Genomic DNA, 15,346 nt, shown 5'->3' on the forward strand with positions numbered 1-15,346 from the left:
TCCGAAGGCAGGCTAGCCGGGCGTCTGCGCCAGCGCCGCCTCCACCCGCGCCTCCGCCCACGGCCACATCAGGTAGCCGCGCTTGACCGCCAGCACCTGCACGTTGGCCGTCCACGACTGGATGCCGGGAATGGAGGCGAGGGTCCGCGAGGTGAAGTGGTGGATGTCGGCCGTGGTCGGCATGATCACCTCGCACATCAGCGACGCCTGCCCCAGCGTCGCCGTGATGAGCCGGACCCCGCGCTCGGCGTTGAGCCGTTCGGCGACGCTGTCCAGCATGGCCGGCTCGACCGACAGCCAGAAGAGGATCTCCGCCTCGAAACCCAGCGCCGCCGCCGGGATGAAGGTCGCCACGGTCGCGCAGCCCCGTTCGAGCATCGCCTCCAGCCGCCGCCTGGCCGTGCTCTCGCTGATGCCGAGGCCGTCGGCGACGGACTGGAAGCTGGCCCGGCCGTCGACGCGGGTGGCCGCGAGGATGCCGCGGTCGACCTCGTCGAGGTGGCCGGGCTCGCACGACTGCGGTTTCGGCGGTACGGCCAGCGTCTTGTCGGCCTGGTCCAGCAGCTGCAGGCTCCAGTCGTAGGTCACCTTGTAGGTGTGCAGGACCAGGTCGGCGCTGCTGTTGAGGGTGCCGGGGATGTGGTGGACGTAGTCGACGAGCATGGAGTACAGGTCGCGGGCCTTGGGCGCGACGAGCTCGAAGACGATGTCGTGGGCGCCGGTGACGATGGCGACGAACCGGATGTCGGGGTTGCGCGCCAGCAGACCCGCCACCTGGAGCTGGCTGCCGGGGGCACAGCTGACGCGCACCATGAAGACGTGCACCGGGCCCTCGTGCTCCAGGTTCGGCAGCACCGCCACGCGTACGGCCCCGGAGGCGAACAACTGCTGGGCACGCCGGGCCACCGTGGTGGTCGAGGTGCCGATCACCTGCGCGATGTCGGTCCAGCTGGCTCTGCCGTTCACGTGCAGTGCCGCGAGGATCCTGCGGTCGAGCTCGTCGAGATCATTCATCGGAGGCATCATCGCGCGTTCACCGCCCCGCGGACACCTTCTCGCTGAGACGAGTTCACCGGGCGCCGAGCGCCTTGTCCAGGAACGCGCGGACGGTCGCCTCCCACAGCTCGGCCTCCTCGACCTGGGGCGAGTGCCCGGAGTGCTCGAAGACGCGCAGCTCGGCGCCGGGTATCAGCGCGGCGATGGCCTCGCTGCACGAGACGGGGGTGATCCAGTCGTGGCGGCCCACGGTGACGAGGGCGGGCGCGGTGATGCCCGGCAGCAGGTGCTTGATGTCGTAGTTCGGCTGGTTGTGGGCGAAGGCGTAGTTGTGCGTGCGGTAGTGGTACGGCGTGGCCTCGGCCCGCGCGCGCACGGCCGCCGGGTCGTAGTCGTGGTCGTACAGCGGCAGGATCTCCAGCCAGCACTCGCGCAGGTCGGCGTCGTCGCGCACGGTGCCCGTCATGATCCGGTCGAGCTTTGCCCGGTCGATGCTGACCCGCGCGGAGGCGGCGGCGTTGCGGGTGGCGAGCTCCTGGTTGGCGTTGTCGGCCGAGGTGTCGCGCAGCACCATGGCGCTGACGCGCGAGGGGTGCCTGGCCGCGTACTCCATCGCGATGAACCCGCCGTAGGAGCCGCCCGCGATCACGATCTGCTCCGCGCCCGCCCACTCGCGCAGCGCCTCGACGTCGGCGACCCACTGTTCATGTGTGTACGGCCCGGCCTCGCCGCTGGCCCCCGAGCCGCGGGCGTCGAAGACCACGACCCGGTAGGCGTCGGCCAGCCGGCCGAAGCTGGAGCGCGGCTCGGCCAGCGAGCCGAGTCCGGGCGCGCCGTGGTGCGCGATGATCGTGTGCTCCCCTTCCCCGAGCACCTCGACGTTGAGCGGGTTGCCGTTGATCTCGACGAACACGTGACTCCTTCAGATGACGACGTCGGACAGCTCGCGCGGGTACGAGGTGAGGCGGCGCGGCACGCCCTCGGTGACCAGCACGGTGTCCGAGATGCGGTACCCGGCGTGCCCCGGCACGTAGACCCCGGGCTCGCTGGACAGGATCATGCCGGGGGCCAGTACGGTCGGGTCGCCGTCCTCCAGCCAGGGCGGCTCGTGGAAGCCGAGGCCGATGCCGTGGCCCTGGCGGTGCCTGAGGTACTCGCCCAGCCCGGCGTCCCTGATCACCGACAGGCAGCGGTCGTTGGCCTCCGCGCAGGTGCCGCCCGCGAGCAGCGCCCGGGTGCCGACCTCCTGGGCCTCGCGGACGGTCTCGTAGTAGAGGATCTGCTCGGCGGTGGGCTCGCCGATCACGAAGGTGCGCTCGCTCTCGACGAACCGGCCGCCGACGGCGCAGCCGAGCGAGAGCATGAAGGTCTCGCCGCGGCGCAGCCGCTCGCCGCCGGGCAGACGGTGGGGCTGGGCGGAGTTGGGGCCGCCGTAGACGAGGCCGCCGGTGAGCATGGGCACGACGACGACGTCGGTGTGCTCGGCGTACATGAGGCGGGAGCCGTACCCGATGACGTGGGTTGCCAGTTCGGTCTCCGCGGGCAGCTCTCCGCCGGCGGCCAGGGCCTCGCGCACCAGCTCCACGCCTGCCGCGATCATCGCGTCGGCGATCCTGGCGGCCTCCTCGTGCAGCACGACCTCCTCGGGCAGCTTGCGCTGCCGTACGGGACCGAGCACGTCGGCGGACCGCCAGCGGGTGCCGGGGAAGGCCCGCGCGAGCGCGTCGGCGCGGCCGACGCTCGTGGAGGGCGCGTACGCGGCCGCGCCGGGCGCGGGCACCTGAGCGGCCAGCACCTCGAACGGCGAGCGCACGCCGGGAAACTCCGGGTAGACCGCGATCTCGGCGTGCGCTCCCTGGTCGGCCGCGTACTCCCGCTCCAGGTCGGGCACCAGCAGCACCGCGGGGCCGTCGAGCGGCAGCCAGCAGGCGACGGGCCGTTCGTTCGGGAAGTGCGTGAACCCCGTCAGGTAGGCGACGTCGAGCGGGTCGTCGAGCAGCAGGGCGTCCAGGCCCAGGTCGTACATGGCGGTCCTGACCCGCTCGCGCGCCGTGTCGTAGAAGGAGACGGGCAGGCGCTGGGAGAAGCTCATGAGGCGCTCCGGTGGTTGCGCGCGTCGTTGTAGGCCACCGACAGCAGCGTGGTGGACAGGACGAGCAGAAGGATGGCGAGAGAGGGGAAGAGCGTGGTCCACCACGCGGAGGCCAGCGCGCCCGACTGCTGCGCCTTGTGCAGGATGGTCCCCCAGGACCAGCTGTTCGGGTCGCCCAGGCCGAGGAAGGAGAGCCCGGCCTCGGCGAGCACCGCCCGCGAGGTGGTCAGCACCACGGAGACGCCGACCACGGGGACGACCCCGGGCACCAGGTGCTTGCGCACGATCCAGAACGCCGACCCGCCGATCACCTTGGCCGCCGAGACGAACGGCATGGGCACGATCGCCATCGCCGACGAGCGCACCACGCGGGCCACCTCCGGCCAGCTGAACAGCGCGATCACCACGACCAGCGTACGCACGCTGGGCCCGGCCAGCGCCGCCACCAGGATCATCAGCGGCAGCACGGGCAGCGACAGCGACAGGTCGACCAGCACGCCGAGCGGGGTGTCGAGGCGGCGGAAGTAGGCGGCGCAGATGCCGACCACCAGGCCGATCACGATGGCCAGCACGGAGGCGCTGAGGCCGACCGCCATGCTCACCCTGGTGCCCCAGATGACCTGGGCGAAGACGTCCTGGCCGATGTCGTCGGTGCCGAACCAGTGCTCGGCGGAGGGCGGCTGGAAGGTGTCCTCGCCGTACCCCTCGGGGAAGGGCGCGATGAGCGGCGCGCACAGCGCGATGACCGCCAGCGCGAGCAGGATCGCGGCGCTGGCCAGGCCGAGCGGGTTGCGCCGGAACGCGGTCCAGGTCCGCTGGCGGGGAGTGAGGTCGGTGACGACGGCCGTCATGAGGTGCGCACCCGGGGGTCGAGGATTCCGTAGGCCACGTCGGTCAGCAGGTTCGCGGCCACCACGGCCGCCGCCAGCAGCACGAACGCGCCCTGGAGCACGGGGAAGTCGAGCTGGCCGACCGCCTCGTAGATGGCCCGGCCGATGCCGGGGTAGGCGTAGATCGTCTCGGTCAGCACGGCGCCGCCGACGAGCGTGCCGAGCTGGAGTCCGGCGATGGTGGTGGTCGGCAGCAGCGCGTTGCGCAGGGCGTGCTTCCACACCACCGCGCGCGGCTTGACGCCCTTGGCCTTGGCCAGCGCGACGTAGTCCTCGCCGAGCGCCTCGATGAGCGTTGAGCGCATGGTGAGCACGTAGCCGCCGAGCTGGATCAGGACCAGCGACAGGCAGGGCAGTACCAGATGGTGCAGCATGCTGAGCCAGGCGGCCGGGCCGGTGGCGTCGAGGTCGACGGCGCCGCCGATCGGGAACCAGCCGAGCGTGACGCCCATGACGTACATGAGGAAGATGCCGACGCTCGGCACGAACAACGACTGGGCGGTGACGCCGGTCAGCTGGATCACCCGGTCCACCCAGCCCTTGGCCCGGGTGGCGGCCAGCACGCCCAGCGGGATGCCGAGCACGATCGTGACCAGCATCGCCGAGCCGGTGAGGATCAGCGTCCACGGCAGCCGGTCCATGAGCACGGTGGTGACCGGGATCGACTGCCTGAAGGACATCCCGAGGTTGCCCTGGACGAGCTGGGCCAGATAGTTCAGATATTGCACGCCGAGCGGCTGGTCCAGGCCGAAGTCGGCCAGCAGCTTGGCGCGCAGTTCCTCGGTCATGTTCGGGTCGGCCACGGCCAGCACGGGATCGCCGGGCAGCAGGCGCACCAGGAAGAAGGTCACGGTGACCGCGAACCACAGGGTGAGCAGGCCGCGCAGCAGCCGGGTGACGACGAACCGCATCGGGATCAGCTCGCCGGCTTCACTGCGGCCAGCGAGAGCGGGTTGACGATGGACAGCAGCTCGCTGGGCATCGGCTTGAACCCGGTCCACTTGATGGAGTGGGCGATGTTGAAGGTCTCCACGTACAGGACGTTGTCGTAGACCTGGTCATGGATGATCTTCGCGGCCTCCTGGATGGGCGCCTTGGCCTCCTCGCGGGTCAGCGCGCGCTGGCCCTCGTCGATCAGCTTGTCCAGCTTGGGGTCGCTGACCTGGGCGTAGTTGATGAACCCGCCGGTCTTGAAGGCCAGGCCGAGGTTGGCGGGAGGGTTGTCCATGATCGCCCAGGAGCCGGCGTAGATGTCGAAGTCGCGCTTGAGGGTCTTGTCCAGGTAGGTGTTGCGCTCCAGGCCCTGCAGCTTGATCTCGATCCCGGCCTGCTTGGCCGCGTCCCTGACCATGGGCGCCCAGCGGGCGATGTTCGGGTCGGCCTGGTCGTAGATCATGCTCAGGCTCAGGTTCGTGACCCCGGCCTCCTGCAGGAGCTGCTTGGACTTGGCCGGGTCGAAGGCGTACTCCGACACGCTCGGGTCGGCGTAGTCGGGCTGGGAGGGGGTGAGCACGCTGGAGTTGGCCGACTTGGCGTAGCCCTTGAGCGCGATGTTCCTGATCGCCTCGTAGTCCACCGCGTGGGCCAGCGCCTGACGGACGCGTACGTCGTCCATGGGCTTGCGCTTGGTGTTGTACTGCAGGTGCGCCCAGCCCAGCGAGGGCACCTGCACCAGCTTGAGCTTCGGGTCGTTCTTCAGGTCGGCGGCCGTCGAGGGCGGCAGCACGTTGCCGATCAGGTCGATCTCGCCGTTGCGCAACGCCAGCACCTCGGTGTTGACGTCGGGGAAGACCCGGAAGACGATCTCCTTCACGGTCGGCTGGCCGGGCCCGAAGGGCTCCACGCGCTCCATGATGTAGCGCTGCCCGCGCTCGACCTTGGTCAGCTTGTACGGCCCCGCGCTCACCCAGTTGGCGTCGTTGGCGAACTTCTGCACACTGGGCGCCTTCTCGAAGACGTGCTTGGGCACGATCGGCAGCCAGAAGCCGACGTTGTCCAGGAAGGTGCCGTCCGGCCGGCTGAGCGTGAACTTGACCTCGGTCGGGGAGACCGCCTCCGCCTTCTCCATGGCGGTGATGAGCCCGGCGACCACGCCGAACTTCTCCTTCTGCACGGCCGTCACGGCGAACACCACGTCGTCGGCGGTGACCGGCTTGCCGTCCGACCACTTCATGTCGTCGCGGAGCTTGACCGTGGCGGTCTTGCCGTCCTTGGAGTAGGACCACTCGGTGGCCAGGTACGGGATGCGCTTGCCCGCCTCGTCCATCTGCGTCAGGTGCGGGTACATCAGGTTCGTCACCCACGAGTCGGTACGGCTGTTGCCGACCAGCGGGTTGTAGTTGACCACGTCGGCGGTGGTGCCGATGGTCAGGCGGTCACCCGTCGCCGGCGCCTGGGATCCGCCCTGGCCGGTGGAGCCGGGCACGCTGGGGGTGCTGCACGCGGTGAGCAGGGCGATCGCGGCCGCGGCCGCCAGGAGGAATCCACGTCGCATCAGATCCAGACCTCCTCGAGGACGCGCATGACGTTGCCGCCGACCACCTTGGTGATCTCCTCGTCGGAGTACCCGTGGGTGACCAGCCAGCCGATGATGTTCCAGAAGCACTCGGTCGGGTTCTCCAGGCCGTCGACGTACTCGACCTTGGGGTAGGACGTGCCCGCGTGCGCCTCGTTGATCGACAGGTGCTGGGCGAACGCGTCGTGCAGCCCGACGTGGTCGCCGAAGAGCGTGTCGGGGCCGAAGGCCACGTGGTCGATGCCGACCAGGTCCACGCAGTAGGTGAAGTGGTCCATGACCGACTCCAGCGAGTGCCTGGGGTGGTCGGGGGAGAGCGTGGTGTGGGGGGCCGCCTCCAGGCCGATGACGCCGCCGCGCTCGGCCGTCGCCTTGATGACCGAGTCCGGCTTCATCCGGTTGGTCGGCCAGACGGAGCGGGCGCCGGCGTGGGTGATGAGGATCGGCTTGGTGGAGTGGCGGATGGTGTCGAGCGAGGTCTGGTCGCCGGAGTGGGAGACGTCGATGGCGATGCCGAGCTTGTTCATGCGCCGCACGGCCCGCTCGCCGAAGGTGGTCAGGCCGCCGTCACCGCGTTCCTTCAGGCCGCTGCCCAGCGTGTTGGCCTCGCTGTAGGCGATGCCCATCTGCCGTACGCCGAAGCCGTACAGCATGTCGATCCGGTCCACCTCGTTCTCGATCATGGTCGCCGCCTCCAGGGCGAGCACCAGGCCCATCCGGCCGCTCTCGTGCGCCTCGCGCACGTGGGCCAGGCGCTCGACCTTGAGGAGATAGTCCTGGTGGGCGATGTCGGACAGGCGCATGCCGATGTCCGCCACCACGTCGGTCCACTTCCAGCCGGCCTGGCTGGTGATGCAGCAGGTGCCGTCCATGAGGTTGTCGAACACGACCGTAATGCCGGAGTGGGCCAGACCCTTGTATCCGGTGTGGTGGCGCGCCGTCCGGTTGTAGTCGACGGTCTGGCCGATGTCCTCGGGGAAGACCGAGGGGTGGTCGTGCAGGGAGACGACGAGGCTGTCGGTCAGCAGGCGGCGTACGCGTGTCTCCTGTTCCGCGCTCAGCTCCAAGCCCTGGTAGGCCGGGACGCGGCCGAGTTCGGGTGCGAGGTCGAAGACCCGGTAGTCGGGGCCTGCCTCCAGGTATTCGTACGAACGGTAGCCGGTGTACCCCTTTGCCGCTTCTAGCACCCTTTGTCTCCTCTCGGTATTTTTCTTGGAGCTTGCCAGAATCATTCATGCAGGTCAATACTGAAGGTGTTTTCGTGCATGAAGCGTCAGGGCAATGCAAAGTTCCGTCACTGGACAGAGGAGGCGTTGTGAGCGACACGGTTCTTGAGGTGCGTGACCTCCAGGTCACGTTCACGGCCTCGGGACGCCTGCTCCCCGCGGTGCGCGGCGTCGACCTGGTGATCGAGCGCGGCCAGACCCTCGCCCTGCTGGGCGAGTCCGGATCGGGAAAATCCGTCACGGCCAAGGCGATCATGGGGTTGCTCGACCACCCTGGCGTCCAGGTCGGCTCGCGGGTGGCCCGCCTCGGCGAGCACGACCTGCTCACCATGAGCGCCGAGCGACGGCGCGCGCTGCGCGGCAACGACATGACGATGGTCTTCCAGGACGCGCTGTCCGCGCTCAACCCCGTCCTGAGCATCGGTGACCAGCTCGGCGAGCTGTTCCGGATCCACGTCGGCGCCACGCGCGCCGAAGCCAGGGCCCGCTCGATCGAAATGCTGGAACTCGTCGGCATCCCCGCCCCCGGCAAGCGGATCGACGACTACCCGCACCAGTTCTCCGGCGGCATGCGCCAGCGCATTCTCATCGCCATGGCCGTCGCACTCGAACCCGACCTGATCATCGCCGACGAGCCCACCACCGCGCTCGACGTGACCGTCCAGGCGCAGATCCTCGAGCTCATCGAACGGCTGCGCCGCGAGCTCGGCACCGCCGTCCTGCTCATCACCCACGACCTCGGCGTGGCCGCGGAGGTCAGCGACCGCGTCGCGGTCATGTACGCCGGCCGGATCGTCGAGACCGGCGACGTCTACGAGCTGTTCGAACGGCCCGCCCACCCCTACACGCGGGCCCTGCTCGGCGCCATCCCCGACCTCGAACGCCCCGCCAGCGAACTGCGCGCCATCCCCGGCCAGCCGCCCAGCCCGTCCTCGCTGCCCGCCGGCTGCGCCTTCGCCCCCCGCTGCGACCGGGTCACCGCGCTGTGCACCGGGACCCGCCCGGAGCTCACCCTCCTGGACGGCGGCTCCGATCGGGCCGTCGCCTGCCACCACACCAAGGAGCTGCTCGATGTCGGCTGAGCCCGTGCTGCGCGCGGTGAACCTGCACAAGACCTACCGTGGCGGCCTGCTGTCCAAGGCCGGGGCCGTACGCGCGGTGTCAGGGGTGAGCCTGGAGCTGCACGCCGGCGAGACGCTCGGCATCGTCGGCGAGTCAGGATGCGGCAAGTCCACACTGGCCAGGATGCTCGTCGGCCTGGAGAAGCCCGACAGCGGCGAGGTCACCTTCCGCGGCCGCCCCTTCCCCGCCCGCGACGTGCGGCGCAGCGTCCAGATGGTCTTCCAGGACCCGCTCACCTCGCTCAACCCGCGCATGACCGTCCAGGACCTCGTCTCCGAGCCCCTCCAGGTGCACCGCCTGGCGAACGGCGCCCCCGCCAGGCGCGCGCGAGTCGGCGAACTGCTCGACCTCGTCGGCCTCGACCCCGACCGCATGAACCGCTTCCCCCACGAGTTCTCCGGCGGCCAGCGCCAGCGCATCGGCATCGCCCGCGCGCTGGCCACGGAACCCGACGTCATCGTCTGCGACGAGCCGGTCTCCGCGCTCGACATGTCCGTCCAGGCGCAGGTCGTGAACCTCCTCGCCGAACTCCAGCGCACCCTCGGCGTGGCGCTGGTCTTCATCGCCCACGACCTCGCCGTGGTCAGGCACGTGTCGCACCGAGTAGGCGTCATGTACCTCGGCCGGGTGGCCGAGATCGGTCCCGCCACCAAGGTGTACGGCACGCCGGCACACCCCTACACCAGCGCCCTGCTGTCCGCCGCGCCGGTGCCCAGGCCGTCATTGCGGGGGCGTAAGCGCATCATGCTCGGCGGCGACCCGCCCAGCCCCGTCGCACCGCCGCCCGGATGCCGCTTCCACACCCGCTGCTGGAAGGCCACCGCCGAATGCTCAACCCAGGAACCCGCCCTGGAACCCGTCGACGACCACTTCGCCGCCTGCCACCACGCCACCCGCCCCGCCTAACCGCTTTCAAGACGAGCCCTTAGCGCCCCACCCCTGAGCGAAGCCCCGATCCGTCGCGTCAGGACCGTCCAGCTCGATCCCGGCGCGATGTCCCGGGCGTCGAGTGGTCGCCAAGCGTGACCGATGAGCCCTACTTCCGCCCACCGCCAGATCGCCTGGCCGGGGACAGCTGAGAAAGTCCGCGCCCACGAGCTCGGCAGACCACATGGCCGTGCTCGGACGAACACCGAGAGCCTGCGACCTGCTCGGTCACCGTGAGGTTCCCCGGTCTCCAAAAGGTGCGTTCTTCCATGTCAGCGAACACTCTCCTATGGTGTCTGAGTAACCAGAAGAGAGCACGCGCGCCCCTTCGGCGCCTCGATCACATAACCATCAGGAGATCTCATGGCTGTTTCGCTCATCAACCCCGACGGGCACGTCCAAGTCCCGCTCTACCATCACGTCGCGGTGGCGACGGGCAGCAGGCAGGTCCACATCGCGGGACAGGTCGCCTGGGACGAGAACGGCGAGCTCGTCGCACCAGGCGACCTGGCCGGGCAGGTCACCCAGGTCTACCGCAACGTCGCCAAGGCTCTGGACGCGGCCGGAGCGACGTTCCGCGACGTCGTCCGCTTCACGTGGTACGCCGCGGGCTGGAAGAGAGAGATGTACGACGACTTGAACGCGGGCATCGAACAGGCGGCCCGCGAGTTCGACATCGCCACGCCGCCGGCCGCGCTGATCGGGGTGGACGTGCTTTTCGAGCCCGGCATCCTCATCGAAGCCGAAGTCACCGCGATCATCGATTAGGCGGTCACACCAGATGCGTGTGGCGGGGGCCCCGATGCCCCGGCACCGGCGCCCACTGCGTGCTGTTTCGTGCCACCAGTCTCGGCAACACCCCGCACTGACCTGCACGCCACTGGCGGCGCCTATCAGTTGGCTTCCTTCTGCGCACGGTTTGGTTCGATGGTCACTTGGGGTCGTTGAGTGCCATTCGGGCGGCGCGCATCTCAGCGTACATTTCCCACGGTCCTTGCGGGAGGACGTGCCCGGTCTCCAGCAAGGTCTTGAGGTTGGCCAGCACGGACGGCCAACCGGCAGAGACCGAGACGTGTTCGTCGTGGTCGGTCAGGTTCTCGTGAGTGACGGTGAGCCGGACGATGTCGCCGTGCGGTTCGATGTCGAAGGTGATCCGGCCGGGACCGCCGGGCCGCTCCTCGTTCGGGCCCGCCCGGGTGATCACCAGCCGCTTGGGCGGCAGGGTCTCCAGCACCGTGCCGACGAGGTCGACGATCCCGGAACCATCGGTGCGCCGGTGCTCCCAGGCCGAGCCGACCTGCCAGTCGGAGACGTTGCAGTGCTCCGCCCAGTACTCGGCGGTCACGTCGGCGTCAGTCAGCGCGTGCCAGACTCGCTCGGGCGTGGCCTGGATGAAGGTGACGTACACAAAAGCCGGCCTGTCAGCCATGTCGTGCTCCTCTACTCGTCGTTTCAGGTCGCTCAACGCTTAGCTCCTGGAGCAGCACCGGGTTCAGCCCTTCCCCGCCCCGCCGATTCGGGCTGATCAGGTTGGCGGTCTCAAGAACAGGTGCTGGACGGCACGGCCCCTTTACCTTGAGCTATCAAGGTACGCTAGAGATGGTTACTTTGACCTGTCAAGGTATGAGGGCTCCGGCGCGCCCGTAGTCGGAGGAGTTGCGGTGTGTGTCACTGCCACCTCAGCACTACGGCCGCTGCTTCGTGAGCTGGGCAGCAACGGGAGCACCTGGTTCGCGCGCAGCATGCAGGCCACCCCTGTTCGCCCACTACCGTCCATGGACCGTGACCAAGATGGGGTTTGGAGCCGGCCCTACAGTGACCCGCGCTTCGACTCCCGCACCTCCGACGAGGCGGCAGGAGTACCGCCCGGGTGAGTTCGGCTGTGGGCGTGGCCGAGGTGAACGCCGCGGTCCGGGATGTTCTGGGGTTGGGTGGGTTCAGCCGAAGGGGATGCCGTCGTAGGTGCCGGATACCTTGGTGTCGAGGGTGAACGCCTCCCACGTCAGGGTGATCCGGTGGGTGCGGCCGCTGGTCTCGGCGTGGAGGGTGGCGGTGGCTCGGCCCTCGGGTGTCAGCGTGATCGGGCCGGTGACCGGCAGGTCCTCGACGTGGCGGACGTTGTCGAGGGTGATGTCGGTGCCGAAGGTGATCTGGCCGCCGCGCAGGCCCGGCTGGGACGGACCGGTGGGCGGGCCCGCGTTGGGGTTACGACGGGCGGTGGCGTCGGCGGCGGTGGCGAAGGCGGCCGCGATGATCCGGCGCTGGGTGGTGGTGAGCTTGGCCGCCGGGTGTGGGGCGACGTCGGCGAGCCGCTGCGGGAACCGGCCCAGTGCCCGGTAGTTCTCGGCGGTGCACCCCTGGGCGGCCACCTGCTTGGTGGTCAGGAAGGTCCGCAGCACGGCTCGGGCGCAGTCGCCCATGGGCCCCGGAGTTCCGGCGAGGTTGTGCCCGCCGAAGGGGACGGTGACCACGGTCGCGTACGGGAAGGCCTTGATGGTGCGGGCCACGTCGGCGGGGGTCTCGATGTCGAGTTCGCCCGCCATCACCAGGACGGGAACCGAGGGCAGTGCCTGGCCGGGTGGGCGGGGCGGGCTGTGGCGTGGGGTCGGCCAGTCGACGCAGGGCTCCAGGCTGCCGATCGCGGGGAACACGTCGGTGATCCGGTACGCCCCCAGCGGCCGATTCCGCTCGTAGTAGCGCTCAGCCTGGGCGCGGCGCTTGGCCGGGGACGCGTCCCGGTCGAACGGGAAGGTGCCGTCACCGCAGCGGAAGGCAAGGTAGCCGGCGAAGGACGGGTCCTCCATGGGCGGCAGGGTCTTGGGCAGAGGCCGGGCCAGCCTGTGCAGCGGTGCTTTGTCGCCGCGCAGGTAGGCGTGGGCCGCCGCCACCGATTCCCGCCCGAAGACGGGATTGTTCCTGTTCATCAGGGCGAAAGACTGGAATATCGTCGCGTCCGGGTCCGGGCGTTCACGCAGCCGCTCCACCAGCCGCGTCCAGATGCCGGACGGCCTGCCCGGAAGCGCCGCGCACGCCTTGGAACGTTCGCAGGGGATACCGAGGTTTCGGATCAAGGACAGGAAGTAGTTCTTCCAGCTCGTGTACCCGTCACTGCCGATAAGGAGGGAACTGTCCAGGAAGATCGCGTCCAGGCTGCTCGGGTACCGGGCGGCGTACGCCTGGGCGTACAGGGCGCCGTAGGAGTTGCCGTAGAAGCTCGTCCTGCCGAGGCCGAGCGCCTTCCGGACGGCGTCGAGATCGTGTGAGGCCTGGTCGGCGGTGAAGTGGGCGCCGCGCGGGCCCACGCGCTCGGCGCAGGCGGCGATCTTCTCCGGCGTGAGGAGGCTGACCCCGGGACACTGCAGCGGCGAGGACTTGCCGAGCCCGCGCGGGTCCATCATGAGCAGGTTCTTGCGCTCCAGCACCGGCCCGAGCGCTTGCTGAGCGTATGGCAGCATCGGCACGCTGGGCCCCGGGCCGCCGAGGTTGGCCACCACCGTGCCGTCGGCGTCCTTGGCCGGGACGAAGGCGAAGGCGACGGTGATCCGTTCGGAGGAGGGGTCGTCCCAGTCGAGAGGGACGTCGATGCTGCCGTCGCACCGCGTGGTCGCGGTCGCGCACTCGTGCAGGCCCGTCGGCGGTGCCGGCGGGGTGGCGGTCAGCAGCGACGCGGCCAGCGTCAACCCCAGAACGTGGACGACCATGACTTCATCCTCGACCGATCCGGGCCGGGGATCATCGTCCGCGCGGAGGATTGCCGGCTGGGAGCCAGCTCCCAGCCGCACCGTCGACCGAGGGCTTGCGCGCCGAGGTCAATGGACTACGGTCTGGTACATTGTTACCATGGTACCAGTCGAACGTACGCAGACAGGGCTGCGGCTCGAGAAGAACGTGCTCAAGGTACTCAAGGGACTGGCCGAGTACCTCGACATCTCGCTCGGCGACCTGGTGGAGGGCATCGCGCTGCACTCCTTCGACGGCAAGGCGCCCTTCACGCCCGCCACCCTGGCCAAGATCGAGCAACTCAAGGCCGTGTACGGCTTGACGCTGACGTCCACCGATGCGCATCGGCTGACCGAGCGATGAGCGCCGCACAGTACACGCTCACCGGACGCCTGACGGTCGCCCTGCCGCCCGAGCAGGCATTCACGTTGTTCACGCCGCGCGGCGAGGAGCGATGGGTGGCCGGATGGCGGCCCCGGTTCCCGGTGAAGACCAGTGACGACTCCGCGCCTGGCACGGTCTTCGAGACCGGCGCGCACCGCGAACGGACCATCTGGGTGGTGGTCGAGCGCGAGCCCGCACGGCGCGTCTCGTACGCCAGGGTAACCCCCGGCTCCCGGGCCGGGACCGTCACCGTCGAGGTGGAAGCGGACGGGCAGGGCGGCAGCACGGTACGGGTCACGTACGACCTGACCGCACTCACACCAGAGGACCAGGGGCCGCTGCGCGAGTTCGCCGAGCGCTATCCGGACTTCCTGCGGTCGTGGGAGGTGGAGATCGCCCGCCATCTCGGATCCCTGCCGCCGAACGCGTAAACAGCCGCATCGACGAGAACGAAGACCTCGGAGCCGCTCCCGGCCGCCGACGCGACTCCACCCACAGGCCTGAAGGCCGGTGTCGATCACAGCTGCTACACCTGGCCTCCGGCACTCTCGTACACCTGAAGGACGAGTTCGCGAGGTCAACCCGCACATCGTCAAGGACGGTTGATCACAGTCCGGCCACATCCTCCGGGGCGTGCGACTACACCCGGGAACGCCGGGCAGCGCTGGGGTGCCCAACCCTCCAGCGAACGGAAAACAACATGGTCACCGTGACGTTGATCCTGCTCATCCTCGCCCTGGTGTGTTTCGTCCTCGCCGCGCTCAACGTCGCGGCGCCGCGGATCAACCTGCTCGCCCTTGGGCTGGCTCTCTGGATTCTGACCGAGATCATCCCGAAGATCAGCGACATGTAGACATCCGCACCAGCTGGCACGAAAAGGTCCAGACCTGGTCGAGGGTGTCACAGGAGGTCTGTCGCGGCCGGTGCGACACCTGCGGTCAGGCGAGAAGGCGTCCGGCGATGGTCGTCCAGTTGTCGTCGGAGCCGTAGGAGCGGTGCATCGTGACCCGATCCGCCGCCGAGGTGAACGCGCGCAGCCCCCGGAGAAGAGCCGTGCGAGCCGCGGGCGGCATCTCGTCGATGACCTCGGCGAGGTCGTCGCGGCGCCGGCCGCGCAACTCCTCCAGCAGTGCCTTGCCCGAGGCGGTGAGGCGGATGGTGATCTCGCGACGGTCGTCGTCGGCGACCGAGCGGCGCACCCATCCGGTGGCTTCCAGCCGGTCGCACAGGCGGCTGGCCGAGGACGGCTGCGCGTCCAGCGCCTCGCCGAGCTTGGCCAGGTTGACGTGCTCATGGGACTCGATGGTGAGCAGCGCCTGGAGCTGGATGGAGGAGATCGCGGAGGCGGCGGAGTGCCGGGAATGAGCCCAGACCGCGATCAGCGCGGCGGCGGCGTTCTCGACGGCTGCCCCGGTCGCGAGTTCGAGGTGACCGAGCTGGCGGGAATCGTTCATGCGGCAGTCCAAGGTCGAGT

Annotated in this window: 16 protein-coding genes; 6 read left to right on the forward strand and 10 right to left on the reverse strand. The window is 69.4% G+C overall.

Annotated features, from left to right (window positions below):
- Window positions 1–12: 12 nt before the first annotated feature.
- Genes HNR40_RS47045 through HNR40_RS47075 form a run of 7 tightly spaced genes read right to left on the reverse strand, consistent with a single transcriptional unit; the run spans window position 13 to window position 7,680 of the window.
- Window positions 13–1,014 (reverse strand): Lrp/AsnC family transcriptional regulator, encoded by a 1,002-nt coding sequence (locus tag HNR40_RS47045; RefSeq protein ID WP_184973614.1) that lies wholly within the window; start codon window positions 1,012–1,014, stop codon window positions 13–15.
- Window positions 1,015–1,069: 55 nt separating this feature from the next.
- Complete coding sequence (locus HNR40_RS47050; protein WP_184973616.1) at window positions 1,070–1,909, reverse strand: alpha/beta fold hydrolase; 840 nt, start codon at window positions 1,907–1,909, stop codon at window positions 1,070–1,072.
- A gap of 9 nt (window positions 1,910–1,918) precedes the next feature.
- On the reverse strand, window positions 1,919–3,088 hold the full coding sequence (locus HNR40_RS47055) for a M24 family metallopeptidase (protein WP_184973618.1): 1,170 nt from the start codon (window positions 3,086–3,088) through the stop codon (window positions 1,919–1,921).
- Window positions 3,085–3,939, reverse strand: a complete 855-nt coding sequence (locus HNR40_RS47060) for an ABC transporter permease (RefSeq protein ID WP_184973620.1) — start codon at window positions 3,937–3,939, stop codon at window positions 3,085–3,087. Before HNR40_RS47060 ends, HNR40_RS47055 begins: the two co-directional genes overlap by 4 nt.
- The gene (locus tag HNR40_RS47065; protein WP_184973622.1) at window positions 3,936–4,889 is read right to left on the reverse strand and encodes an ABC transporter permease; all 954 of its coding nucleotides are present in this window, start codon (window positions 4,887–4,889) and stop codon (window positions 3,936–3,938) included. Before HNR40_RS47065 ends, HNR40_RS47060 begins: the two co-directional genes overlap by 4 nt.
- Before the next feature lie 5 nt (window positions 4,890–4,894).
- The gene (locus tag HNR40_RS47070) at window positions 4,895–6,472 is read right to left on the reverse strand and encodes an ABC transporter substrate-binding protein (RefSeq protein ID WP_184973623.1); all 1,578 of its coding nucleotides are present in this window, start codon (window positions 6,470–6,472) and stop codon (window positions 4,895–4,897) included.
- The gene (locus tag HNR40_RS47075) at window positions 6,472–7,680 is read right to left on the reverse strand and encodes a dipeptidase (protein ID WP_312896790.1); all 1,209 of its coding nucleotides are present in this window, start codon (window positions 7,678–7,680) and stop codon (window positions 6,472–6,474) included. Before HNR40_RS47075 ends, HNR40_RS47070 begins: the two co-directional genes overlap by 1 nt.
- 128 nt (window positions 7,681–7,808) lie before the next feature.
- On the opposite strand from HNR40_RS47075, the gene HNR40_RS47080 reads away from it, so the two are divergent.
- The 3 genes from HNR40_RS47080 (at window position 7,809) to HNR40_RS47090 (ending at window position 10,536) form a co-directional block, all read left to right on the forward strand.
- On the forward strand, window positions 7,809–8,801 hold the full coding sequence (locus tag HNR40_RS47080; RefSeq protein WP_221341678.1) for an ABC transporter ATP-binding protein: 993 nt from the start codon (window positions 7,809–7,811) through the stop codon (window positions 8,799–8,801).
- A complete protein-coding gene (locus HNR40_RS47085; RefSeq protein ID WP_184973630.1) occupies window positions 8,791–9,747 on the forward strand; it encodes an ABC transporter ATP-binding protein in 957 nt (318 codons plus the stop codon). The genes HNR40_RS47080 and HNR40_RS47085 overlap by 11 nt, the downstream gene beginning before the upstream one ends.
- A 384-nt stretch (window positions 9,748–10,131) precedes the next feature.
- Window positions 10,132–10,536, forward strand: coding sequence for a RidA family protein (locus tag HNR40_RS47090; RefSeq protein WP_184973631.1), 405 nt, complete (start codon window positions 10,132–10,134; stop codon window positions 10,534–10,536).
- A 163-nt stretch (window positions 10,537–10,699) separates the two neighbouring features.
- On the opposite strand, the gene HNR40_RS47095 is transcribed toward HNR40_RS47090, so the two are convergent.
- Both HNR40_RS47095 and HNR40_RS47100 read right to left on the reverse strand, forming a co-directional pair.
- Complete coding sequence (locus HNR40_RS47095; protein ID WP_221341679.1) at window positions 10,700–11,197, reverse strand: SRPBCC family protein; 498 nt, start codon at window positions 11,195–11,197, stop codon at window positions 10,700–10,702.
- A gap of 508 nt (window positions 11,198–11,705) precedes the next feature.
- The gene (locus HNR40_RS47100; protein ID WP_184973633.1) at window positions 11,706–13,469 is read right to left on the reverse strand and encodes an alpha/beta fold hydrolase; all 1,764 of its coding nucleotides are present in this window, start codon (window positions 13,467–13,469) and stop codon (window positions 11,706–11,708) included.
- Between the two features lie 139 nt (window positions 13,470–13,608).
- Here HNR40_RS47100 and HNR40_RS47105 point away from each other — a divergent pair, with 139 nt between their 5' ends.
- The 3 genes from HNR40_RS47105 (at window position 13,609) to HNR40_RS47115 (ending at window position 14,725) form a co-directional block, all read left to right on the forward strand.
- Window positions 13,609–13,851 (forward strand): ribbon-helix-helix domain-containing protein, encoded by a 243-nt coding sequence (locus HNR40_RS47105; RefSeq protein WP_184973635.1) that lies wholly within the window; start codon window positions 13,609–13,611, stop codon window positions 13,849–13,851.
- On the forward strand, window positions 13,848–14,303 hold the full coding sequence (locus HNR40_RS47110; protein ID WP_184973637.1) for an SRPBCC family protein: 456 nt from the start codon (window positions 13,848–13,850) through the stop codon (window positions 14,301–14,303). Before HNR40_RS47105 ends, HNR40_RS47110 begins: the two co-directional genes overlap by 4 nt.
- Before the next feature lie 278 nt (window positions 14,304–14,581).
- The gene (locus HNR40_RS47115) at window positions 14,582–14,725 is read left to right on the forward strand and encodes a hypothetical protein (RefSeq protein WP_184973639.1); all 144 of its coding nucleotides are present in this window, start codon (window positions 14,582–14,584) and stop codon (window positions 14,723–14,725) included.
- A gap of 85 nt (window positions 14,726–14,810) precedes the next feature.
- Here the strand turns inward: HNR40_RS47115 and HNR40_RS47120 are convergent, their stop codons facing one another.
- Window positions 14,811–15,326, reverse strand: coding sequence for a MarR family winged helix-turn-helix transcriptional regulator (locus tag HNR40_RS47120; RefSeq protein ID WP_184973641.1), 516 nt, complete (start codon window positions 15,324–15,326; stop codon window positions 14,811–14,813).
- Window positions 15,327–15,346 lie beyond the last annotated feature (20 nt).

Origin of the sequence: Nonomuraea endophytica (assembly GCF_014203235.1) — a bacterium.
In the GTDB taxonomy this organism is placed as follows: Bacteria; Actinomycetota; Actinomycetes; order Streptosporangiales; family Streptosporangiaceae; genus Nonomuraea; species Nonomuraea endophytica.